Here is a 20,161-nt window from a genome sequence, read left to right as displayed (position 1 = left end):
AATATCCGAGGCGGCCTTTCGAAGCTGGAAGCCAGCCTCATCTGGGTGAGTAACGGGGGTTGAACCCGCGACCTCCTGGACCACAACCAGGCGCTCTGCCAACTGAGCTATACCCACCATGTGCACTCAGATATCATTCCCAAACTCCAGGCGAGTGGACTTTGCGAACTCATTTATCTGAGGCAGCGGATACAAGCTTACACGGTTTTTTGGGTGCACTTGACACAAGTGCCCCTCAGAGCGGCAAATGTGATGCAGCTAACCTTTTCAGGCGCCTCCGGCAACCTCTGCGGCGATCTTCTTGGCCGTGGCCGAATCGGGACCGGGGGCCGGCACGAAGACTGCTGCACGGTAATAGCGCAGCTCGTTGATGGAATCCACAATGTCTCCCAGAGCCCGGTGGCCGCCGTTTTTCGCCGGGGCCTGGAAGTAGGCACGCGGATACCAGCGGCGGGCCAGTTCCTTGATGGTGGATACATCGATGATCCGGTAATGCAGGTAGTCGATGACCTCGGGCATGTCCCGGGCCAGGAACATCCGGTCCGTACCCACGGAGTTGCCCGCGAGCTGGGCCTTCTTCGGCTCCGGGACCCACTTGGTGATGTACTCGATGACCTCCGCCTCTGCTTCCGCCAGAGTCATCCCGTGGGGCAGTTCGTCGAGGAGCTTGGACGTGGTGTGCATCTGGCGGACAAAGTCGCCCATCTGCTCCAGTGCTGCCTCGTCCGGCTTGATGACGACGTCCACGCCGTCACCGAGGACATTCAGTTCGGAATCGGTCACCAGGACTGCAACCTCGATAAGGGCATCGGCGCTGATGTCCAGCCCGGTCATCTCGCAGTCGATCCAGACAATGCGTTCGTTAGTTATTGGCACGAGTCAAATGTACCCCGCCCTGCCCGCACTCCAATGGGCCAGTCCAGTGGCGCAGTCCAGTGGCGCAGTCCAATGGGCCGGCACAGTGCCGGTCCGGGTCACTAATGGCTGGAATGGCTCCGCTGCCGGCGGTCCTGCTGCTGCGGGTCGGCGGTTTGAACAGCGGCGCGGCGGGCAGGCACATAGGGCTGAAGCGGCAGGGAACCGGTCTCCGGAGGTCCGAACGTGCGCGTCCAGCGGCTGGTTTCACCGGGCGCTGCGGCGGAGGCGGCGCGTCCTCCGCCCAGGAATTCCTGGACAGCTTCCGGAGCCAGCGGGATGGGCGGTACTGTAACGGCGGTTTTCCCGCCTGTTCCGGGAACAGGAGAGGGCTGCAGCGGTTTTTCGGCGGCGGCAGGAGCGGGCGTTGATCTGCCGGCACGGTGCCCCGGTCCCTCCGCCGTGGTGCTGCCCGCAGAGAGATACCAGGCAGTGAGGAAAGCGGCGAGAAGCAGCCCCGTTACCCCGGCAACCAGGGCAACTGGCACCTCGGCCCAGAACAGGCAGGCTGCACTGGTGCCGGTGAGGAACAGGCCCCAGCCCAGCAGCTCCGGATTACGGCGGTGTCCGGAACGGCCGCTGCGCGGCTCCGCGGTGCGGTGGTCCCGACGTTTTCCTACAGGTTCTGCCCGGTGGCGCCCCACAGCCTTTACCGCCTTGTCTCGTCCGACTCAACTTCCCCAGTGTATGTGAGCCGCGCCCCACTGCCGGCCAGCGCGCGGCGGCATCCCGGGGGCGGCCGGGACTCGATGCTAATATTTGGCCTACTGACGAAGCCGCCGTGCCCCGCTGGCGGTCCATTCCACCAAAGCGGTTCTTCGGCGGCGCGTGCTCTGAAACGGCGCGCCTGAACGTTGGGAAAGCTGCACCAAACCAGAGATTGGAATGACCCACGATGACCGCCCAGGTCCCTGCGACCGAGCCTTCGTCTCCCAAACCGGAGAACGCGAAAGCTGACCATCCCAACGTCGCGATTCTCCAAGGCTTCATCGGCTCGATGCTGATGCTGGCCGGTTCGCTCGGTGTCGGGTGGCTGTCCCTCTCTTCCTATGAGCTGCGCCGCGTCAGCTTCATTATGTGGCTGCGCTTCGAACCAGTGGGCGCCGTCCTGTCCGTGTTCCTGCTCGCCGTCGGCGGTATGCTCCTGGTCCGGTCCTGGCTGCGGTTTGGCCAGCGGATCGGCAGCTGGGGACCGGAGTCCAGGCCCTTGGTGCTGAAGGCGGTCGTGGCGTGGGGTGCCCCCATGGCCCTGGCGCTGCCGCTGTTCAGCCGCGATGTGTTCGCCTACATAGCCCAGGGTCTGGTGATGGTCAGCGGGCTCAATCCGTATAAAGACGGCTATTCGCAGATTTCGAACTACCTGCAGCTGGGCGCGGACGATCTGTGGGCGCAGAGCCCCACCCCGTACGGACCGATTTTCCTCTGGCTCGAGGAAATCGTGGTCCGGATTACCGGCGGGCAGACCGAGTTCTCCATCCTTCTGTTCCGGCTGATCGCGCTGATCGGCGTGGCGATGTGCGTCTACTACGTGCCAAAGCTCGCCGAACTCCACGGCATCAACCCCAACCGTGCGCTCTGGCTGACGGCAGCTAACCCGCTGTTCCTGACCAACTTCATCGCCAGTATCCACAATGATGCGCTGATGATCGGCCTGGCCCTGGCGGGGCTCTACTACGCAGCGACCAAACGCGCTATCCGCGGCATTCTGCTGGTGACCCTCTCCATTGGAATCAAGCCGATCACCCTCATTTTCCTGCCGTTTGTCGGCCTGATGTGGGCTGGCAAGGGTGCCTCCTGGCCCCGGAAATTCCTGTACTGGTTCCTCACGGCAGGGCTGTCGCTGGGACTGCTGGCAATCCTGGGTGTGGTCAACGGACTCGGGTTCGGCTGGGTTGGTGCCCTGAGCACGCCCGGAAGCGTGTGGATCTGGTATGCGCCGGTAGGTTTCCTGGGGCTTGTGGTGGCCACGCTGGGCAACGCTCTCGGACTGCCCGGCTGGTCCTTCGCCGACGTCGTGCACCTGCTCGGGCGCCTGGCATCCTTCGCCGTCGTTTTCTGGCTGATGTTCGTAGGCGACTACAGCCGCCTGGTGCGCCGTCTGGCCCTGGCGTTTGCTGCGATTGTGATGCTCGCGCCGATGATTCAGTCCTGGTACGTGGTCTGGCTGATCCCGCTGTTCGCCGTCACCGGCATCCGCAGCGACTGGCAGGTCAAGACGCTGTACCTGTTCGTCTCATTCTTTATGGTCTACGCGATCAGCGACCAGCTGGACATCTGGCCCTACTTCGAGTTCAGCCTCAGCGCCGCCCGCCAAATCGCAGCGGTCACGGCCGTGGCCTTCGCCCTCTACCTGATCTTCCTTGACCCGAAGACGAAGGTCCTGTTCCGCAAGAAGCTTACGGAGCCTGCTCCGGGAGAACTGCGGATTCATTGACGGTCCGCCCGGTCCGCGCCAGCTGGACAATGTGCATAACGGCCCAGACAAACAGGGCCATCACCAGCAGGTTGCGGACCGTGAGCATCGCGGCGACGCCGGCGTTCAGGTCGTCATACAGCGCCGCGTAGAACATGGGGTAAACCAGCGTCGTCAGTGCGGCCACCGGAATCATCATCAGGGCGGGAACACGCCAGGAGCGGCCCTGCCAGGCAAGCCCAACAGCAGTGACGGCTCCAAGCCAGAGCATGAACTGCGGTGAGCCAACCTTGTTGAAGACAATGAAGGCTCCGACCAGGGCCAGGGACCCGGTAGCGAGCAGCGAGCCTGCGTCGGCGCCGCGGCGGAGCGCCCAGAGCAGCAGAACGACGACGGCGACAGCCGCCAAGGCGAGCAGCGGAGTCATCAGCGCGGCGACGGGTTCGCCCCACGCACCGCGGACCTCCCGGGTATTGATAACGGTGTCCTCGAAAATGTAGGCGCCCGATTGGCCCAGAATGGCCTGCCACAGTCCGGGGGTTGTGAACGGCGCTTCGAGCTGCATGCCCCGGTCTCCCTGGGCACCGACAAAACTGAGCAGATAACGCAGCCCGCCCGAAGCGGCGACCACCACCGCGACAGCGGCGGACACTGCGGCGCCGGTTACCAGGACGGTGAGACGCCGGCGGGAGACAGCCAGGGCAGCGAGAATAACGGCTGCCGGCCACACCTTGATCCAGGTGGCGGCTGCAAGCAGCGCTGAGGCCAGCACCGGACGCCTGGCCAGCAGCAGCATTCCAATAATCACCAGGGGAACAGTCAGCCCGTCCACCCGGCCCACAGCGACAGGTCCGAGCAGGGCAGTGATTCCCATCCACCAGTAGGCGGCAATGAACCGCTGGCGTGTGCGCTGCTTGGTCAGCACCGCCAGAGCGGCAGCGTTGAGCCCGGCAAAAATCAGGAACCAGGCAAACTGATAGGCACCGTACCCGAACACCGCGGCCAGCAGCATGGGTGCCAGTGCTCCGATGGGATACACCCAGGCGGTGCTGATGCCCTGCCAGTGCCCGTTGTCGATGCCTTCGAAGGCCCACTGCCGGTAGAACTGGATGTCGCTGAGGACTTCACCGGTGAAAATCAGGGGACTCAGCAGGCCAAAGAACAGCAGGTGGAGGACGCCGAAACTCATCCACAGAAAGGAGGTACGCATGTACCGGGGCTCGGCGGATACCGGTGTGGACGACATGCGTGGTGGTTCTCCTTCAGCGTCATTTTAGGGCCCCCAAACGGCGGCGCCCCAGCGACAAGGGTACCGTCGGCGTGACACGGGCATGCAATTGGTGCCCGGACACGGGATACTGAAGATATGTCCGACGGAACAGAACACTCGATCACTGCCGACTTCGACGTTTCCTCATGGGAGCCCACGCCCTATGTCGTCGAGGGAACCAACAGCGAACTTTCGACCGTACGGGCGGTGAAAATCTTTGAGGGGGCCGTCTCCGGCACCAGTGTGGCGGACCTGCTCCTTGCCGGCAACGCGGCCGGCGCCGGTTACGTAGGAAGTGAAGTTTTCGCCGGCAGTGTGGAGGGCCGCGAGGGCACCATGGTGATCCAGCACTGGGGACTGGCTGAAGGTGAGGCAACGGCATCTTCCGGACATATCATTCCGGGTTCCGGCACCGGGGGACTGGCCGGAATCTCCGGAAAAGCCATTTTCACCCAGGCCGAAGACGGTCAGCACCGGCTTGAACTGCGTGTCACCTTCCCGGGGAACCAGGCCTCCGGCCACGGCGAGCATTCCGGCTCAGATAGTGCCGCTGACGCTGATTCCGCGGCCGACGCCCGCTAAGGGAAGGCATTTCAGGCAGGCAGCAGCAACCACAGCGAACCGGCCGCACAGGCAGTGATGACCAGCGCAAAGGCTGTGAGCCAAACCAGCGCGGGGATGCCGCTGGGCTGGGCCAGGATCCAGGCATCCGATGAGGACAGCGCGTGCCTGCGCCGGGTGTGAACGCTCAGGAGGTTGAGCCAGTCCCGCACGGCGCCCGCGAGCAGGGCGATGCCGAGCGTGAGCACGGCATAGGCCACCTGCTCGGCAGGGACGAACCAGACCAGCAGAACGGCGGCAGCAGCGCAGCCCGCGGCGATGGTCAGGCCCTGCAGGTTGCGGATGAACAGGAGCGCTGCGGCGAGGATCAGGACACCCAGGGAGAGTGCCGCCGTCGCCCATCCCTGGCTGGCAGCCCAAATCAGTGCCAGCCCTGTGACGGCCGGGACCGGGTAACCCCAGAAGCCCGCCCACACTGCACCGAAGCCCCCGCGGCCCAGGCTCCGCATCTGTCCGGAGTGATCAAAGCGCAGCTCGATTCCGGAGATTCGGTGCCCTGCCATCAGCGCTGCGAACGCGTGCCCAAGTTCGTGAACGAAGGTGACGTACAGTCCAAACCACCGCCATGTTGCCCGCGGGATGGTCAGGAAAGCCGCGCCGGCCGCCAGGGCGAGCAGAATCCAGGGAGATGCTTCCAGGCCGCCGGTCCGCATAAAGCCGCCGGTAATCCGGGCCCACAGTTCAGCCAGCCAGCCGGCTCCGTCACCGGACACGCCGGCACCGGTCATTCCGGGGGAGAACCTCATCCGGTGCGCTTCCGCCCGCTTGCCCGGTGTATGGAATACCGCTCACAGCTGGAGTTGACCGCGAAGAATGGAGTTGCCCGAATGCTCGGGGTTGCCGTCCAGGGGCTCATCGGAAATATCGACGATCGGGTAAGCGGACAGGTCCAGGCCCGCGGGGATGCGGAACCGTGCCTCGCGCCCATCCATGGTGCCCAGGCTAACCATTGAGGTGATGTCCGGAGAGATCAGCCACACCTCGCGGTAGCCCTCTGCCTGGCTGCTGCTGGCCGTGACCACGAGTTCACGTTCGCCATCGGGCAGCTGGTCGACAGTTGCCGTTCCCTCATCGCTGTAGGAGGGCAGGGGCTGCAGAGCCGTGGAGGCCAGGACCTCCGGCTGTGGCGGCAGGCTGCGGACAACTCCCCAGGTTGCCGCCCCGGCGATCAGGGCTGCCACGGCGGCGGCCGCAAGCCATCCGGTGCTCCGGCGGCGGCGTTTCCCGTCCAGGGACACCGGTGCCTCCACCGGCGGACCGGCGGGAGTCTCCGGGTGCTTGCCAGCGGTGTTCCGGACGGCACGGGTGCTGCTGGGCGCGGCCGGGCTGGTGGGGTCGGCAGCGGAGGGCGTTTCCTCGAGCGGGTTCCGGCGCACGTCCGGTCCGAGGCCAAGGCTGCTGTGGATGTTTTCCCAGACCTGCGGGGGAGGCACGGAAGCGTCGATGGTGCCGGTGCTGCGCGCAGCACGGACCACGCGGCCGTAGGAGGTTACCTCGGCCCGGCAGCGGTCGCAGGCCTCCAGATGGGCGGCCTCCTCCGCCGTCGGTTCCTCACCCAGTGCGAGGAGAGCCAATGCATCATCATGCAGGTGCATCGCTGACCTCCAATCGTTGCCGCAGCTGGATGAGTCCCCGGCGGATATGGCTCTTAACGGTTCCCAGGGGCAATTTGAGCCGCTCCGATATTTGCTGATGAGTCAGGTCTTCATGGAAGGCCATCCTCAGGATGGAATGCTGCGGCTCGCCCAGCCGGGTGAGTTCGGCGTCGAGCACCACTTTGTCTGCCACGCTCTCCGGGTCCGGAACCAGGTATGCGGCGCGCTGGTCGCGGACGGCGGCGCTCTCCAGCACGTCGTCCTCGCGGATCCGCGAGGAAGTCATAGTCAGCGCAACGTTCCGCGAAATTCCCACCAGCCAGGCCGCCAGGGTTGACCGGTCCGGCGAATAGCTTTCCCGGTAGCGCCAGGCGCGGATAAAGACCTCCTGCACCGCGTCATCCGCTGCTGCCGGATCCAGCAGGCGCCGAAGCGCCATGGTACGGATCAGCGGCGCAAAGCGGCGGTACGCCTCAGCGAGTGCTGCCTCCTCGCCGGCGGCGAAAGCCCCGTCGAGGACGTCGTCCCACTCGGGGACACCGGATGACATCGGGGGCATTCTCCTGCCGTTGGCCAGCTTTGCAGTGGGAAACGCAGTGCTGAGTCTCTTGCGGTCGGTGCTGCGGAATGTCCCTATGATAGCGGCGCAGCCGTGAGTACAACGTTATCTTCATAGTCGTCTTCCGTGTCCAGCCAGCGCCCGCCGCAGGTCACCAGTTTCAGAAGCGGGCTCCCGGTGCGGTCAAAGAGGCGGTGTCCGTCGAGGGAACGTTTAGCGATGTGCTCTACCTGTTCGGTCTGATAGACGACGGTGGATCCGTCTTCCAGGGTCACCGTCACCTTGGTTCCCGCGGGGACATCTTTCAGCCCCGCAATGGGCAGTGCCTCGGTCCGGGAATCCACGTGGGCGGCCAGGACAGCGGATCCGGCCGATGACCCGGGGCTGGGGCCGTAGCGGTACCACCCGGCCTGGTAGTGGTTATCCGGAATGGTCATGGCACCGTTGTCCTCCACACCGGTGGGGACTATCTCAAGGTCGATTCCCGTCCCTTCAACCCGCACCCGGACCGGCTGCGCCAGGACTTCAGCCGCCTCGGGCGTTGCCTCCCGGACGGGTATTCCGGACGGACCGGCCCCTGGACCGCTGCCGGACGCCGTCGGGGATCCTGCGGCCGTCGGGGATCCTGCAGCCGCCGAGGTGGAGGGTGCAAGGGAAGATGAAGGGGGTGCCTCAGGGCTGCCCATGGTCGCCGTCGAACCGCAGGCTCCCAGCCCCACGCCCCCAGCAGCCAGCAGCAGGGCTGCGAGGCGTCGGCGGGCGCTTGAAGAGTGATGCATGTACGTGTCCTGTTCTGTTGCGGTTGGGTCGCTGACGGGCGGATCTACGCTTGAGGGATCTTCTCCGGATGGGCCTTTTCGCTAAGTGGGCCCTCCGCTTAGCGGACCTTTCGCGGCGCTGCCGTTTCGCTGTTCGGGCTCTTCGCTGTGCGGGCCCGGGTGCGGTGCAGCGGAGGGCTGCACCGCACCCGGCGGATTTCCAGTCTGTCCAGCTGGACTGGCACGGGTGAGCCGTCGGGATCAGCTGGAGACGGTCCCCGCAGCTTCTGCCGTGGCCGCGCTGCGCCGGCGGATCAGCACGGCGGTTCCGGCCAATGCCATGAGGGTCAGCCCGCCGGCTGCGGCGAGCACGGTGCCGTCAGGTGCAGCATCAGCAGCCAGTGCTCCGGGAACCGCATTGGGTGCGCTTTCCATCCCGGAAATGGTCTGCGTGGCCAGGGCCAGGTTGCCTTCCTCAAGGGAACCCCACGCGTAGACGATCGTGTGGACGCCCTCAGGGAGGGTGAGATCGGCCGGGCCGATGACCGGTGTGGTGGTGCCTGCCGCAGCGACGGAAGCCGAGATTGTTCCGGCGTCCACCGGGAGGGTCTTCTCGTCGGGGTTGGCCAGATTCGTGATCACCGCTGTGCCGTTAGCCAGGACATCGACTGCCGGCGCGGCCGCAACATGCCGGACAGTCAGGTGTGCCTTGCCCGCCGGGATGGTGGACGTGTCGTTGGTGAACACATTCGCCGTTGGTGTGCCATCAGCACTCAGATTGGCGACGGCGGTGAAGTTGCCGCCGGCAGTGAGGTTGGCGGAAACCGGGCCAATGAGGGGAGCGGAGGCGTCTGCGGCATCTGCTGCGGTGATGGCCAGCTCATAGTTCCCGGCCGGCAGGGGCAGGGGCCCGGCCATGGACCCCGGCGTGAAATCGTCCAGGGTCAGGGCACCGTTGACGTACACGTCCACCGTGGTGCCGGGCACCGCGTGCAAAACGGAGAGCTGGGCGTCGTCCGCGGCTGTCGCTGCGGGGGCGGCTGCAAGTCCGGCTCCGGCGGCCAGTCCTGCTGCGGCGAATAGTGTGGCGGTCCTGCGCATGGCTTTCTCCTCTGGTTCCGGCCGGGTCAAAGCCCGGCTTTTTGTGACCTACATCTCCCTTACTTCCGGCCGCCGGTGTTTGGATGCAGTGGCATCGATATTTTTTGAAAAGCTGTTCTGCCTGAGGACCGGCTGCCCGGCTGCCCGGCTGCCCGCTGCCCGCTGCCGGATGTCCTCAATTCCGCCGCCGTCCGCCGCCGTCCGGCGCAGCCGCAGCGTCTGCCGCCGCTCGGAGGACCGGAAACACCCGGCACATGTCCGCCGTCGAAGGTTCCCGACGAGGTAGTGGGGCCGGTGGGATGCGCCGGCGGTGATCTGCCTGCGGCCTGGGACGGAAGGCTCGTAGTATCATCTATTGGTCTGCCCTCGTAGCTCAATGGATAGAGCAACGGCCTTCTAATCCGTAGGTTGCGCGTTCGAGTCGCGCCGGGGGCACCCATAAAGCCTCCAGCCACGGTGCCGCCGTGGCTGGAGGCTTCAGTCTTTAAGGGCAGCGGGCTTTAAGGGGAACGGGCCTTAGGGGCGACGGGCTTTAAGGGGGAACGGGCCTTCCCCGAAGCCAATGGTGAAGGCTCCTGTGCAGTTAGGGACATGGCCGGTCTTTCCATCTGTCCACCTGTCCTCCCCAGCCCACGAGTGGCAACCGCTGACTCGACTCCATCCACATCCCCGGCTGCTGCCGGCAATGACCGTACCCCGGACCTGCACACTGGCTGAACCGGCCAACCGCGCCGGCATCGTTTCGGCGTTCGGTACCGGCGCCCCGACAGCAGCAGAAGGGGAAACCCATGACTGACACCATTACCCTCCGCGGTTTTGTGGCGACGGAGGTCCGGACCACAACGGCAGAGAGCGGACTGGCGATTGCCGGCTTCCGGATGTGCACAACTGAGAGGCGGTTCGACCGGGAAACAAGTCTCTGGGTGGACGGGCAGACCAACTGGTACTCCGTGTCGATGTTCCGGCAGCTCGCTACCAACGCGGCTGTGAGCATCCACAAGGGCGACCGCGTTATCGTGACCGGCCGGCTCCGTGTCCGGCAGTGGATGACCGAAGGAGGGCGCAGCGGAACGTCCGTTGACATCGACGCTGATTCGGTCGGACACGACTTGATGTGGGGCACCGCCAATTTCCGCAGGAGTATCAGTGTTGCCGCCCCGCTCCGGGATGTCCCCGGCGACAGTGCAGGCGAGATGCCCGGTGACGTGGATCCAGAGACCGGAGAACTGCTGGCACATGGAACAGACGATTTCACCGGGGGACTCGGCACTGGCCTCGGCTTCGGTCCGGACCCTGCTGAAGCCGAGGGGAGTGAGGAGCCGGCGCCCGCATACTGAGCACTCGTCTGCTCGTCCGCGCATCCTCGAGGCGACCCTGTCTGATCCGAACATCTGACTTCCACACACCGGGTGCATGGCACAATGACGGGGTGAACGCACAGAATCAAACCGCGGAGCCGGGACTTTCCGGGAGGCTGCCCCGGAGCCGGACTTCCTCGGTCCGGACTCCCCGCATCCAAGCATCCCGGGTCCGGACTTCCGGGGGCAGCCGGATACCCAGGCCGGTCCACTTTGCGGGCGTGGCTGCGCTCGCCTGCCTTGTGCTGGGACTGTCCGGGTGCTCGGCGGCTGACCCAGCAGCTCAGGGACAGCAGCCGGCTCCGGCAGAATCCAGCAGTGGCGAAGCCCAGGCCGGTCCGGCTGCCTCCCGGATCCCGGAAGCTGATGCCGTGGAGACGCAGCTCGCCGCACTCGCAGCGCAGGCCCCTAAGCCCTCCCGGGACGCCGTCCGGGATGCCTACGCGGCTGCGGGATTTGCCCCGGAGAGCATTGAGGTGTCCCAGGACATCACTCCCACCGGTCTTGCCGTGGACTCGATCGTTGCCGGGGCTCCGGTGGCCGGGGAGTGCGTGGTGGGAGAAGTCCGCAGCGGAGCCGTCACGGTGACGGTGGTTCCGGCGCTGGCAAGCGGTCAATGCCTGATTGGAGACGACCGTTAGGATTCGGTCTCGCCGGCCACTGGGCGGCCAGTCGCCGGCCACTGGACGGCCAGCGGACGCTGGACCGATCCGGGGTGTGTACCAAATGGCACTTAGTGGCACCGACACACTAGCCTGAGAGCATGGCGGAATTTATCTACACGATGACCAAGGCCCGAAAGGCCGTTGGTGACAAAGTTATTCTCGACGACGTAAGCATGTCCTTCTACCCCGGCGCCAAGATCGGTGTGGTGGGGCCTAACGGTGCCGGTAAGTCCACCATCCTGAAAATCATGGCGGGCCTGGACACCCCCTCTAACGGTGAAGCCCGGCTCAGCCCCGGCTACACCGTCGGCATCCTGCTCCAGGAACCACCGCTGAACGAAGAGAAGACCGTACTCGGCAACGTCCAGGAGGGCGTCGGCGAGATCTACGGCAAGATCCAGCGGTTCAATGAGATCTCCGAAGAAATGGCGCAGCCGGACGCCGACTTCGACTCCCTCCTGGAAGAAATGGGCAAGCTCCAGGAAGCGATCGACGCAGCTGATGCCTGGGACATCGATTCCCAGCTTGAGCAGGCTATGGACGCCCTGCGCTGCCCGCCGCCGGACGCTGACGTGACAGTTCTCTCCGGTGGTGAGCGCCGCCGCGTTGCACTCTGCAAGCTTCTGCTCCAGAAGCCGGATCTGCTCCTTCTCGATGAGCCCACTAACCACCTCGACGCCGAAAGCGTCCTGTGGCTGGAACAGCACCTCTCCTCGTACCACGGTGCCGTCCTGGCCGTGACCCACGACCGGTACTTCCTGGACCATGTGGCCGAATGGATCGCTGAAGTCGACCGCGGCCACCTGTACCCCTACGAGGGCAACTACTCCACCTACCTGGAGAAAAAGCGCGCGCGCCTCGAAGTGCAGGGCAAAAAGGACCAGAAGCTGGCCAAGCGGCTGGCGGACGAACTGGACTGGGTCCGTTCCAACGCCAAGGGCCGGCAGACCAAGTCCAAGGCCCGTCTGGCCCGCTACGAGGAAATGGCAGCGGAAGCCGAGCGGACCCGCAAACTGGACTTCGAAGAAATTCAAATCCCGCCGGGCCCGCGGCTTGGATCCCTGGTCCTGGAGGCCAAGGGCCTGGAGAAGGGCTTCGGCGACCGCAAGCTGATCGACGGGCTCTCCTTCTCGCTGCCGCGCAACGGCATCGTGGGCGTTATCGGCCCGAACGGCGTCGGAAAGTCGACGCTTTTCAAAACCATCGTCGGCCTGGAGCCGCTCGACGGCGGAGAGCTGAAGATCGGCGAATCGGTCAAGATCTCCTACGTTGACCAGTCCCGCGGAGGAATCGACCCCAACAAGTCCCTCTGGGAGGTCGTTTCCGAAGGACACGACTTCATTCAGGTTGGACAGGTCGAAATGCCGTCCCGCGCCTACGTCTCCGCTTTCGGATTCAAGGGCCCGGACCAGCAGAAGAAGGCCGGTGTGCTTTCCGGTGGTGAGCGTAACCGCCTGAACCTGGCTATGACCCTGAAGCAGGGCGGAAACCTGCTCCTGCTCGATGAGCCCACTAACGACCTCGACGTCGAAACGCTCTCCAGCCTGGAGAACGCGCTCCTGGAGTTCCCGGGCTGCGCCGTCGTCGTATCGCACGACCGCTGGTTCCTGGACCGCGTGGCAACCCACATCCTTGCGTGGGAAGGCACCGACGAGAATCCCGGCAACTGGTACTGGTTCGAAGGCAACTTCGAGTCCTACGAGCAGAACAAGGTTGAGCGGCTTGGCGCGGACGCAGCCAAACCGCACCGTGTGACGCACCGCCGCCTGACCCGCGACTAGCAGGCACGAAAGCGAAACGCCCCCGTCAATGACGGGGGCGTTTTGCGTGCCGGAAAGGCCGTAGGCGGGGGTTCAGGCTTCGGGAGCTTCCGGCAGCCGGATCATGCCCTCCTGGGCGATTGTCGCAACGAGTTCGCCTGAGCGGTTGAAGATCCTTCCCGTGGACAGCCCGCGCGCGCCGGAAGCGCTGGGGGATTCCTGCACGTACAGCATCCATTCATCAACACGCACCGGACGGTGCCACCACATGGCATGGTCCAGGCTGGCTACCGACATGCCGGGGGTGGCCCAGGAGACGCCGTGGCGGCGCAGAACAGGCTCAAGGATGGTGTAGTCGGTGGCATACGCCAGCGCGGCACGGTGCAGGTTCTGGTCATTGGGCATGGGACCAAATGTCTTCATCCAGACCGCGTTGCGGGCCGTCCGCTCAGGGTCTGTTTGGAAATACACGGGCTTATCCACGTGGCGGATGTCCATCGGGCGGTAGTAGGACCAGGCCTTGGCGACCGGATGGTCGAAGGAGGCCAGCAGTTCCGCGGTTGTCGGCAGGGTCTCGGGATCGGGAACTCCCTCCGGCATGGGTTCCTGGTGGTCAAGCCCTTCATCCGGTACCTGGAACGAAGCAATCAGGGAAAGGATGGGCACACCGTTCTGATAAGCGTGGGTGCGGCGGGCCGAGAAGGACCGGCCGTCCCGAAGCCGCTCGACGCCGAAGGTGATGGGCACCTCTGTGTCACCTGGACGGAGGAAGTAGCCGTGCATGGAGTGCATCAGCCGGTCCGCCGGCACCGTCCGGGCAGCGGCGACCAGCGACTGCCCCAGGACCTGTCCGCCGAAGACCCGTTTGCGCGGCTCCTGCTGGGAACCGCCAACGAAAATATCCTCGTCGGTTTTTGCTCCGCCCGCGTTGCTCAGATCCAGAAGATCGATCAGCGCGGCGGTCGGATCAAAGTTCTCGGCTGATGCCATGGGTGGTTGCTCCTTGAAGGCGGTGTTTTCAAGCGGTGAAGACAGCGGCCCCGGTGCCGGGACCCCTCTTTGACATTAGACGTACCTGCGGGCCAGGCCCAACATTCGCGGCCGCGGGCCGCATGCGCACACCTGCTGCCGCCGTCGAGCCCTGCTTTCGCGCTGGCCGGAACCTTCCTGAGAGGATGGATGCATGCCTATCCACCGCTTTCCCATCCAGCTGCGCTTTGGCGACGAGGATTCCAACGGTCACGTCAACAACGTCCGGTACGTGCAATTCCTCGAGGAAGCCCGGGTACGCCTGTCACTTCTGCCGCTGGCCGGCACCGGGGCGGGCCAGGACGCGGAGACCTTCCGGTCGCTGACGGCGCAGGCCGGGGTGACTCTGGTGGCGCGTCAGGAAATCGAGTACCGCACGCCGCTGACCTACCGGCAGGACCCGGTCTGGATCGAGATCTGGGTGAGCCGGATCGGCGGATCCAGCCTGGGATACGGTTTCCGGCTTACCGACGGCGACGCCGGAACAGTCTTTGCGGTTGCCGAAGCGGACATGGTGATGGTCAGCCGGGAAACCGGAGCACCTCTGGCGCTCTCCTCCCGGCAGCGGGAAATCCTTGAATCGTGGCGGGGCGGTGCCGTGCCCTTCCGGCGTGCCGGCGCAGCGGAGGCGGTGAACTGATGCCGGGGCAGAACCTTGTGCTGGGCGATCCGCAGGTCCGGGCAGACTTGAAGAACTTTGTGTCCAGGGCACGCAGTGCTGACGACGGCGCGATCCGGCTGCAGGTGGTGGGAAACACCCTGGCCGCGTACGTTTGCGTGCTGCGGCCCCGTGTCCTGGGAGAACGGATGCCCACGATCCTGGGCATGCGTGCCATGCCGCTGGCCGAACCGGCCGAGCTGGACACCACGGTAGCCCTCGCGGCCGTGGCAGACAGGCTTGCGCGGATGGAGGAAACCGACACGCAGCTGCCCGTGCCTCCCATGACCGTCTCTGAGAGCTGGGCCGGTATCGCCGCGCCGCGGACCGGTTGGCGGCGGCAAGCGGACGTGCCCGTTTCCCTGCTGGAACAGACAGCGCACCGGGGAATCCGGGAGGTAGCCGCCAGGCTGCCCGGTCAGCCCGGGGCCGCCGTCGTCAGCAGCGTCCGGGGTCCGGTGTGGAGCGAAGTCATTCCCGGTCTCGAGGAGCCGCTGCCCACGGGGGCAGCGTTTGCAGCCCTGACCCTGGGGTTCCTTCCGGAAGCTGCCGGCGGTGCCGCCGCTGCATTGTTCAGCAACGGCAGGTGGCTGCGGCTCTCCACCGACCGGGGCCACATCCTGGTCCGGCCGCCGTCCCTGCTGTTCTAGCGCAGCAGTTTCCTTCGCCCGGGGAGCCGACTACGCGGAATTGACCATGGAATGCGCGGCGCGGTCCAGATAGTCCCAGAGCGTCGCTTCGTGCAGCGGCGCAAGGCCCAGCGAGTCGACGGCGGTTCGCATGTGCCTAAGCCACGCATCCCGTGCCTCCGGTGTCACCTGGAAGGGCATGTGCCGCATCCGCAGGCGGGGATGGCCGCGCTGCTCGCCGTAGGTTTTGGGCCCGCCCCAGTACTGTTCCAGGAACATCAGCAGCCGCTCTTTCGCGGGGCCAAGGTCTTCCTCGGGGTACATGGGCCGCATCAGCGGATCCTCCGCCACACCGTCATAGAAAACGTCCACCAGTTTCACGAAGGTGTCATGGCCGCCGACCGCGTCGTAGAAGTTGTACTCCGGCTGGGAAAAGCCGGTGCCGGGGTTTGCTGACGTCAACGGCAGGGAAGCCGGGCGCTGGGGTTGTTCGCTCACTTCATGTCCTCTTCCTTGGCCGTCCCGGCCGGTGTGCTGCTGAGTTCCGCAGCAGCCGGTTCCACAAACCGTCCCTGGGAACGGTTGCCAACCTTGGCGAACTCGCCGTTGCGGATATACCAGATCACTCCCCGCTCATCAACAATCCGGGTGATCCTGATGCCCACGGACTGGACAGTGCCGGTGGTGTCACCGACTTCGATGACGTCCCCGATCCCGTACTGGTCTTCCATGGTGATGAAGAGCCCGGCCAGCGCGTCGCGGATGATTTCCCGTGCACCGAAACCCAGGGCGATGCCGACGATTCCCACGCTGGCCAGCAGGGGAGCGATATCGATGCCTACCGCGCCGAGGACCATGATGACAACGATCGTCCAGATCGCCACGGAGACGGAGCTGCGCAGCAGGGCACCGATGGTGTCAGCGCGCTGAGCCCTCCGCTTGGTGTCCAGGTTCCGCATGACCGGCTGGGCCCAGCGGAGTCTGCCGGTCCGGAACAGCGCCGATCCCCGCTGCGCCCGCGCAACGACCTTTGCAATCAGATAGCGGGCAATCAGCCAGGCCACGAGTCCGACCAGGAGAATAATTCCTGCTTCCAGAAGCCCGGAGAAATCGAACTCGCTTACGTCAATGGCTGCAGGTTCTACGGTTGCGGGAAAGTGCACGGGTGGGCGCCGTCCTTTGAAATCGGGGAGGGGGTGTAGTCCCCAGATTACCCGTTCCCGCTAAGGTTCAATCGAGGCTTCGTGCCGGACGGGGAAGTTTACGCTGCGGGCGATGAAGCACACCCGGTTCGCTTCTTCGTGAAGGGTGTTTGCCAGCTCAGCATCTCCCGAGGCGATGCGGACCCGGGGCCGCAGCAGCACGGAGGTAAATTCCCCGCTGCCGTCGCGGTTGAGCCGGAGCGTTCCTTCCGCATCGTCTTCGTAGGAGATCACGCTGATGCCGTTTTTCACGGCTACGTGGAGGTAGGAGAGCATGTGGCACTGTGAGAGGGCGGAGAGCAGCAGCTGCTCCGGATTCCACCGGTCCTTGTCGCCGTGGAACGTGGGGTCGGCTGTCCCGGCCAGATCCGGCAGCCCCGGGGCACGCAGCACATGGTCGCGTCCGTAGCCGCGGTAGGTCTGCGTGCCGGTGCCGCGGTTGCCGGTCCATTCCAGGGACACGCCGTAACGGTGTTCAGAGAGATTCACAGCTCCAAACTACCGTGCGGGAGATCCCGGATGGGACAGGCAGCCGCGGCACCGCGTCGAACCTTTCAGCCCAACAGGCCGGACTTAGCGGTCTGCGGCCTGCGCCTTGAGCGCACGGACCACGCCGTCCCGGCTTTCCAGCAGGAGCCGGCGAAGGGCCGGGGCCTCATCCCCAAGGGAAGCGAGGAATGCGTCGGTGCGGTCCACCGTCTCCTGGGTGGTCAGACGGGAGGGATAGAGCCCGACGACGATCTGCTGCGCGATCTCGTGGGTACGGGACGCCCACACCTCGCGCAAGGACTGGAAGTACCGATCTGCGTAGGGCACCAGGAGGGACGTGTCATGAACCCGGCTGAACCCTCCGATCGCTGCACGCTGGGCGGCATTGGGCAGGTCGGAACGCACCACGATGGTGTCCCAGGCGGCCGCCTTCGCTTCGGCGGTGGGCAGAGCCGCCCGCGCCCCGGCAGCTGCGAGCTGGCCCGTGGCGGTTGCGTCGCGCTCGAGCTCCGCGGCGATATCCGGCTCTCCCATCCGTCCTCCGGCCACCAGGGCAGTGAGCAGTTCCCAGCGCAGATCGGATCCGACTTCCAGCCCGTCCAGGCTGAGGTCACCGGTGAGGAGAGCTGCGACCGTGTCCAGCTGCTGCCCGGACTCAGCGTGGGAGGCGAAGGCCTTGACGAACTGAAGCTGTGAATCAGAGCCGGGGGCTGCTTCCCGGCTGAGGTCCCACAGGCTGTCCGCGGCGGCCTCGGTCATAGGCAGTCGGTCTTCGGGAGCCACGTAGAACGTGAGTGTGGTGGCCAGCTGCCGCAGCAGCACCTGCACCACCGAGGAATCCGACTCGGACGCGATGTTCTGCAGGACCAGTTCCACATAGTTCCGGGCGGGGATTTCGCCGTCGCGGGCTGCATCCCACGCTGACGCCCAGACCAGGGTGCGTGGCAGCGACTCGGCAATATCGCGGAGCCTCCGGGTGGCCAAACGCCAGGATGCGTCGTCGAGGCGGATTTTGGCGTAGGCCAGGTCATCGTCGTTCAGCAACAGCAGGTCCGGGCGGGCGCGGCCAGCCAGTTCCGGAACGTCGGTGCGTTCGCCGTCGATATCCAGTTCAATGCGGTGGCTGCGGCGCAGCTTTCCGTCCTCATCCGCGTCGTAGAACCCAATGGCCAGGCGGTGCGGGCGCAGCGTGGGGTACTCGGCCACCGCCGTCTGCCGGACCGCGAAGGAGGTGATCACGCCGTCGTCGTTTACGTCCAGCTCCGGGCGCAGCGTATTGACTCCGGCCGTTTCCAGCCACTTGGCGGACCATTCGCGCAGGTCCCGGCCACTGGCGGCCTCAAGTTCGGACAGGAGGTCGGAGAGTTCGGTGTTGGCCCAGGAATGCTTCCCGAAGTATTCGCGCACACCCTGCATGAATTTGTCCTGGCCAACCCAGGCCACCAGCTGCTTCAGGACGGATGCGCCCTTGGCGTAGGTGATGCCGTCGAAGTTAACCAGGACGTCCTCGAGGTCGCGGATCTCGGCGACAATCGGGTGCGTGGTCGGCAGCTGGTCCTGCCGGTACGCCCACGCCTTTTCCAGCGACGCGAACGTGGTCCACGCCTGCTTGAACTCGGTAGCCTCCGCCGCTGCCAGTGTGGACATGAATTCGGCGAAGGACTCGTTGAGCCAAAGGTCGTTCCACCAGCGCATGGTCACCAGGTCGCCAAACCACATGTGGGCCAGTTCGTGGAGGATGGTGATGGCGCGCCGCTCCACGGTGGCATCCGGCACGCGGGAGCGGAAGACATAGCTTTCCAGGAAGGTGACGGCCCCGGCGTTCTCCATGGCTCCGGCATTGAATTCCGGAACAAACAGCTGGTCGTACTTCTCGAAGGGGTACGGCGTGCCGAACTGGGCTTCGTAGAACGCGAACCCCTGACCGGTGAGTTCGAAGATGTTCTCGGCGTCGAGGTATTCCATCAGGGAACGGCGGGCGAACACGCCCAGGGGGATGGTGCGTCCGTCGGAGCTGGTGAGCTCGGACCGGACGGACTGGTACGGGCCGGCGATCAGCGCGGTGATGTAGGAAGAGATCCGCGGAGTCGGTTCAAAGGACCAGGTGGCGCGGGGGAGCCCTGCCTCGGTGTTGTCGGCGGCATCGGCCGCGACCGGTTCGGGGGTGGGGGAGTTGGAGATGACGTCCCAGTGGGCAGGCGCGGTGACGGTGAACCGGAAGCTGGCTTTCAGGTCAGGCTGTTCGAAGACGGCGAATACGCGCCGTGAATCCGGAACCTCGAACTGCGAGTAAAGGTAAACCTCGTTGTCGACCGGGTCCACGAAACGGTGCAGGCCCTCACCGGTGTTCATATAGAACGCATCGGCTTCCACCACCAGTTCATTGGAAGCGGCCAGGTTGGTCAGCTGGATACGCACCCCGTCAGAAACGGTTGCGGGATCCAGGCTGACGCCGTTGAGCGTGATCCGGTGAACGTTCGCCGTAACGGCGTCGATGAAAGTGGAGGCGCCCTGGGCCGCGGAGAACCGCACCACGGTTGTGCTTCCGAAGACCTCGTCTCCACGGGTCAGATCCAGATTGATGTCGTATGACTCGACATCGATCAGTTCTGCCCGGACACGAGCTTCAGTACGGGTGAGATTCATACCTGGCAAGGTAGAGCCTTTCGAAGTGGAGAGTGCAGCCGTCCGGCCTGTCAGAACCGGACGGCGTCAAGTGAATAACTGCAACAATCTCGCACTTTGCGCCATTCTGCCAAGTAGGCGAGGGAAGCAGGCTGCATCCGGGCTACTTGTAACTGATGGCAATCTTTCCGCTGGAACTCAGGCTAATCCGGCCGCCCTGATAGTCCTGAACAGTAAATCCTCCCGATTTATACTCGCCGCTGGTGGGATAGCCCAGGCGGCCTGATTCGAAGCCCTGTTTCTGGTACGCGGTGCGGATGGGTCCCTTGAGGGACACCTGGGCGCCGGTGGTTTTGGTCCAGAGGATCGCGCCGCCCTGGTAGTCCTGGTACTTGCCGCCGCCGGGGATGGCGACTTCGCCGCTGGTGGGGTAGCCCAGGGCACCGGATTCGAAGCCCTGTTTCTGGTAGGCGGTGCGGATGGGTCCCTTGAGGGAGACCTGGGCGCCGGTGGA

General features: G+C 65.1%; 21 protein-coding genes and 2 tRNA genes. 8 read left to right on the top strand and 15 right to left on the bottom strand.

All coding sequences use genetic code 11. The features are described 5' to 3' along the window. Window positions 1–44 precede the first annotated feature (44 nt). The 3 genes from H9639_RS03745 to H9639_RS03735 form a co-directional block, all read right to left on the bottom strand. Window positions 45–117, bottom strand: a tRNA-His gene (locus H9639_RS03745). A 150-nt stretch (window positions 118–267) separates the two neighbouring features. Then, window positions 268–876 (bottom strand): oligoribonuclease, encoded by a 609-nt coding sequence (orn, locus tag H9639_RS03740; RefSeq protein ID WP_191806737.1) that lies wholly within the window; start codon window positions 874–876, stop codon window positions 268–270. Window positions 877–977: 101 nt separating this feature from the next. Further along, a complete protein-coding gene (locus H9639_RS03735; RefSeq protein ID WP_191806736.1) occupies window positions 978–1,559 on the bottom strand; it encodes a hypothetical protein in 582 nt (193 codons plus the stop codon). A gap of 251 nt (window positions 1,560–1,810) precedes the next feature. Between H9639_RS03735 and mptB the strand changes: the two genes are divergently transcribed. Continuing rightward, entirely contained in the window at window positions 1,811–3,349 is a 1,539-nt protein-coding gene (mptB, locus tag H9639_RS03730; protein WP_191806735.1) for a polyprenol phosphomannose-dependent alpha 1,6 mannosyltransferase MptB, read from the top strand. Here the strand turns inward: mptB and H9639_RS03725 are convergent. Next, window positions 3,312–4,574: a glycosyltransferase 87 family protein gene (locus H9639_RS03725; RefSeq protein ID WP_191806734.1), complete on the bottom strand. Its 1,263-nt coding sequence runs from the start codon at window positions 4,572–4,574 to the stop codon at window positions 3,312–3,314. The two genes, mptB and H9639_RS03725, sit on opposite strands and share 38 nt — an antisense overlap. Window positions 4,575–4,694: 120 nt before the next feature. Between H9639_RS03725 and H9639_RS03720 the strand changes: the two genes are divergently transcribed. Next, on the top strand, window positions 4,695–5,180 hold the full coding sequence (locus H9639_RS03720; protein WP_191806733.1) for a DUF3224 domain-containing protein: 486 nt from the start codon (window positions 4,695–4,697) through the stop codon (window positions 5,178–5,180). A gap of 11 nt (window positions 5,181–5,191) precedes the next feature. Here H9639_RS03720 and H9639_RS03715 read toward each other — a convergent pair whose 3' ends face one another. From H9639_RS03715 to H9639_RS03695, 5 genes are all read right to left on the bottom strand, one after another. Beyond that, window positions 5,192–5,965, bottom strand: coding sequence for a M50 family metallopeptidase (locus H9639_RS03715; RefSeq protein ID WP_225219089.1), 774 nt, complete (start codon window positions 5,963–5,965; stop codon window positions 5,192–5,194). A gap of 42 nt (window positions 5,966–6,007) precedes the next feature. Next, window positions 6,008–6,814 (bottom strand): anti-sigma factor, encoded by an 807-nt coding sequence (locus H9639_RS03710; protein ID WP_191806732.1) that lies wholly within the window; start codon window positions 6,812–6,814, stop codon window positions 6,008–6,010. After that, entirely contained in the window at window positions 6,801–7,364 is a 564-nt protein-coding gene (locus tag H9639_RS03705) for an RNA polymerase sigma factor (RefSeq protein ID WP_191806731.1), read from the bottom strand. Before H9639_RS03705 ends, H9639_RS03710 begins: the two co-directional genes overlap by 14 nt. Before the next feature lie 83 nt (window positions 7,365–7,447). Next, window positions 7,448–8,152 carry a class F sortase gene (locus tag H9639_RS03700; protein WP_191806730.1) on the bottom strand — a complete coding sequence of 235 codons (705 nt, stop codon included), beginning with the start codon at window positions 8,150–8,152 and terminating at the stop codon, window positions 7,448–7,450. Window positions 8,153–8,392: 240 nt separating this feature from the next. Beyond that, window positions 8,393–9,232, bottom strand: coding sequence for a DUF4397 domain-containing protein (locus H9639_RS03695; RefSeq protein ID WP_191806729.1), 840 nt, complete (start codon window positions 9,230–9,232; stop codon window positions 8,393–8,395). Between the two features lie 362 nt (window positions 9,233–9,594). On the opposite strand from H9639_RS03695, the gene H9639_RS03690 reads away from it, so the two are divergent. From H9639_RS03690 to ettA, 4 genes are all read left to right on the top strand, one after another. Further along, window positions 9,595–9,667, top strand: a tRNA-Arg gene (locus H9639_RS03690). Between the two features lie 353 nt (window positions 9,668–10,020). Next, window positions 10,021–10,569, top strand: coding sequence for a single-stranded DNA-binding protein (ssb, locus tag H9639_RS03685; RefSeq protein WP_191806728.1), 549 nt, complete (start codon window positions 10,021–10,023; stop codon window positions 10,567–10,569). 242 nt (window positions 10,570–10,811) lie between these two features. Beyond that, window positions 10,812–11,231, top strand: coding sequence for a DUF6993 domain-containing protein (locus H9639_RS03680; protein WP_318241969.1), 420 nt, complete (start codon window positions 10,812–10,814; stop codon window positions 11,229–11,231). A 122-nt stretch (window positions 11,232–11,353) separates the two neighbouring features. Next, window positions 11,354–13,036, top strand: coding sequence for an energy-dependent translational throttle protein EttA (ettA, locus tag H9639_RS03675; RefSeq protein WP_191806727.1), 1,683 nt, complete (start codon window positions 11,354–11,356; stop codon window positions 13,034–13,036). 72 nt (window positions 13,037–13,108) lie between these two features. Here ettA and H9639_RS03670 read toward each other — a convergent pair whose 3' ends face one another. Beyond that, window positions 13,109–14,005 (bottom strand): acyl-CoA thioesterase, encoded by an 897-nt coding sequence (locus tag H9639_RS03670; RefSeq protein WP_191806726.1) that lies wholly within the window; start codon window positions 14,003–14,005, stop codon window positions 13,109–13,111. Window positions 14,006–14,198: 193 nt separating this feature from the next. On the opposite strand from H9639_RS03670, the gene H9639_RS03665 reads away from it, so the two are divergent. Together H9639_RS03665 and H9639_RS03660 are read left to right on the top strand one after the other, a co-directional pair. Beyond that, on the top strand, window positions 14,199–14,684 hold the full coding sequence (locus tag H9639_RS03665) for an acyl-CoA thioesterase (RefSeq protein WP_191806725.1): 486 nt from the start codon (window positions 14,199–14,201) through the stop codon (window positions 14,682–14,684). Beyond that, window positions 14,684–15,352: a hypothetical protein gene (locus tag H9639_RS03660; RefSeq protein WP_191806724.1), complete on the top strand. Its 669-nt coding sequence runs from the start codon at window positions 14,684–14,686 to the stop codon at window positions 15,350–15,352. Before H9639_RS03665 ends, H9639_RS03660 begins: the two co-directional genes overlap by 1 nt. 30 nt (window positions 15,353–15,382) lie before the next feature. Here the strand turns inward: H9639_RS03660 and H9639_RS03655 are convergent, their stop codons facing one another. From H9639_RS03655 to H9639_RS03635, 5 genes are all read right to left on the bottom strand, one after another. After that, the gene (locus H9639_RS03655; RefSeq protein ID WP_318241974.1) at window positions 15,383–15,799 is read right to left on the bottom strand and encodes a globin; all 417 of its coding nucleotides are present in this window, start codon (window positions 15,797–15,799) and stop codon (window positions 15,383–15,385) included. A gap of 26 nt (window positions 15,800–15,825) precedes the next feature. Further along, entirely contained in the window at window positions 15,826–16,494 is a 669-nt protein-coding gene (locus H9639_RS03650) for a mechanosensitive ion channel family protein (protein WP_191806723.1), read from the bottom strand. A 60-nt stretch (window positions 16,495–16,554) separates the two neighbouring features. Beyond that, a complete protein-coding gene (locus H9639_RS03645; protein ID WP_191806722.1) occupies window positions 16,555–17,022 on the bottom strand; it encodes an OsmC family protein in 468 nt (155 codons plus the stop codon). Window positions 17,023–17,106: 84 nt separating this feature from the next. Next, window positions 17,107–19,668: an aminopeptidase N gene (gene pepN, locus H9639_RS03640; RefSeq protein ID WP_191806721.1), complete on the bottom strand. Its 2,562-nt coding sequence runs from the start codon at window positions 19,666–19,668 to the stop codon at window positions 17,107–17,109. 142 nt (window positions 19,669–19,810) lie between these two features. Continuing rightward, window positions 19,811–20,161, bottom strand: a 351-nt coding sequence (locus H9639_RS03635) for an LGFP repeat-containing protein (RefSeq protein ID WP_404799711.1), incomplete at its 5' end; no start/stop codon positions are given.

The sequence above is a fragment of the Arthrobacter gallicola genome, assembly GCF_014836775.1.
Classification (GTDB): Bacteria; Actinomycetota; Actinomycetes; order Actinomycetales; family Micrococcaceae; genus Arthrobacter_B; species Arthrobacter_B gallicola.
Note: the sequence above shows the minus strand (reverse complement) of the source record. Positions and strands in the feature narration are given on the sequence as shown.

What these genes read in the sequence shown, in the direction of transcription:
- mptB (WP_191806735.1), top strand. Translation starts at nt 1,811, where the DNA reads ATGACCGCCCAGGTCCCTGCGACCGAGCCTTCGTCTCCCAAACCGGAG.
- H9639_RS03725 (WP_191806734.1), bottom strand. Translation starts at nt 4,574, where the DNA reads ATGTCGTCCACACCGGTATCCGCCGAGCCCCGGTACATGCGTACCTCC.
- H9639_RS03720 (WP_191806733.1), top strand. Translation starts at nt 4,695, where the DNA reads ATGTCCGACGGAACAGAACACTCGATCACTGCCGACTTCGACGTTTCC.
- H9639_RS03715 (WP_225219089.1), bottom strand. Translation starts at nt 5,965, where the DNA reads ATGAGGTTCTCCCCCGGAATGACCGGTGCCGGCGTGTCCGGTGACGGA.
- H9639_RS03710 (WP_191806732.1), bottom strand. Translation starts at nt 6,814, where the DNA reads ATGCACCTGCATGATGATGCATTGGCTCTCCTCGCACTGGGTGAGGAA.
- H9639_RS03705 (WP_191806731.1), bottom strand. Translation starts at nt 7,364, where the DNA reads ATGTCATCCGGTGTCCCCGAGTGGGACGACGTCCTCGACGGGGCTTTC.
- H9639_RS03700 (WP_191806730.1), bottom strand. Translation starts at nt 8,152, where the DNA reads ATGCATCACTCTTCAAGCGCCCGCCGACGCCTCGCAGCCCTGCTGCTG.
- H9639_RS03695 (WP_191806729.1), bottom strand. Translation starts at nt 9,232, where the DNA reads ATGCGCAGGACCGCCACACTATTCGCCGCAGCAGGACTGGCCGCCGGA.
- ssb (WP_191806728.1), top strand. Translation starts at nt 10,021, where the DNA reads ATGACTGACACCATTACCCTCCGCGGTTTTGTGGCGACGGAGGTCCGG.
- ettA (WP_191806727.1), top strand. Translation starts at nt 11,354, where the DNA reads ATGGCGGAATTTATCTACACGATGACCAAGGCCCGAAAGGCCGTTGGT.
- H9639_RS03670 (WP_191806726.1), bottom strand. Translation starts at nt 14,005, where the DNA reads ATGGCATCAGCCGAGAACTTTGATCCGACCGCCGCGCTGATCGATCTT.
- H9639_RS03665 (WP_191806725.1), top strand. Translation starts at nt 14,199, where the DNA reads ATGCCTATCCACCGCTTTCCCATCCAGCTGCGCTTTGGCGACGAGGAT.
- H9639_RS03660 (WP_191806724.1), top strand. Translation starts at nt 14,684, where the DNA reads ATGCCGGGGCAGAACCTTGTGCTGGGCGATCCGCAGGTCCGGGCAGAC.
- pepN (WP_191806721.1), bottom strand. Translation starts at nt 19,668, where the DNA reads ATGAATCTCACCCGTACTGAAGCTCGTGTCCGGGCAGAACTGATCGAT.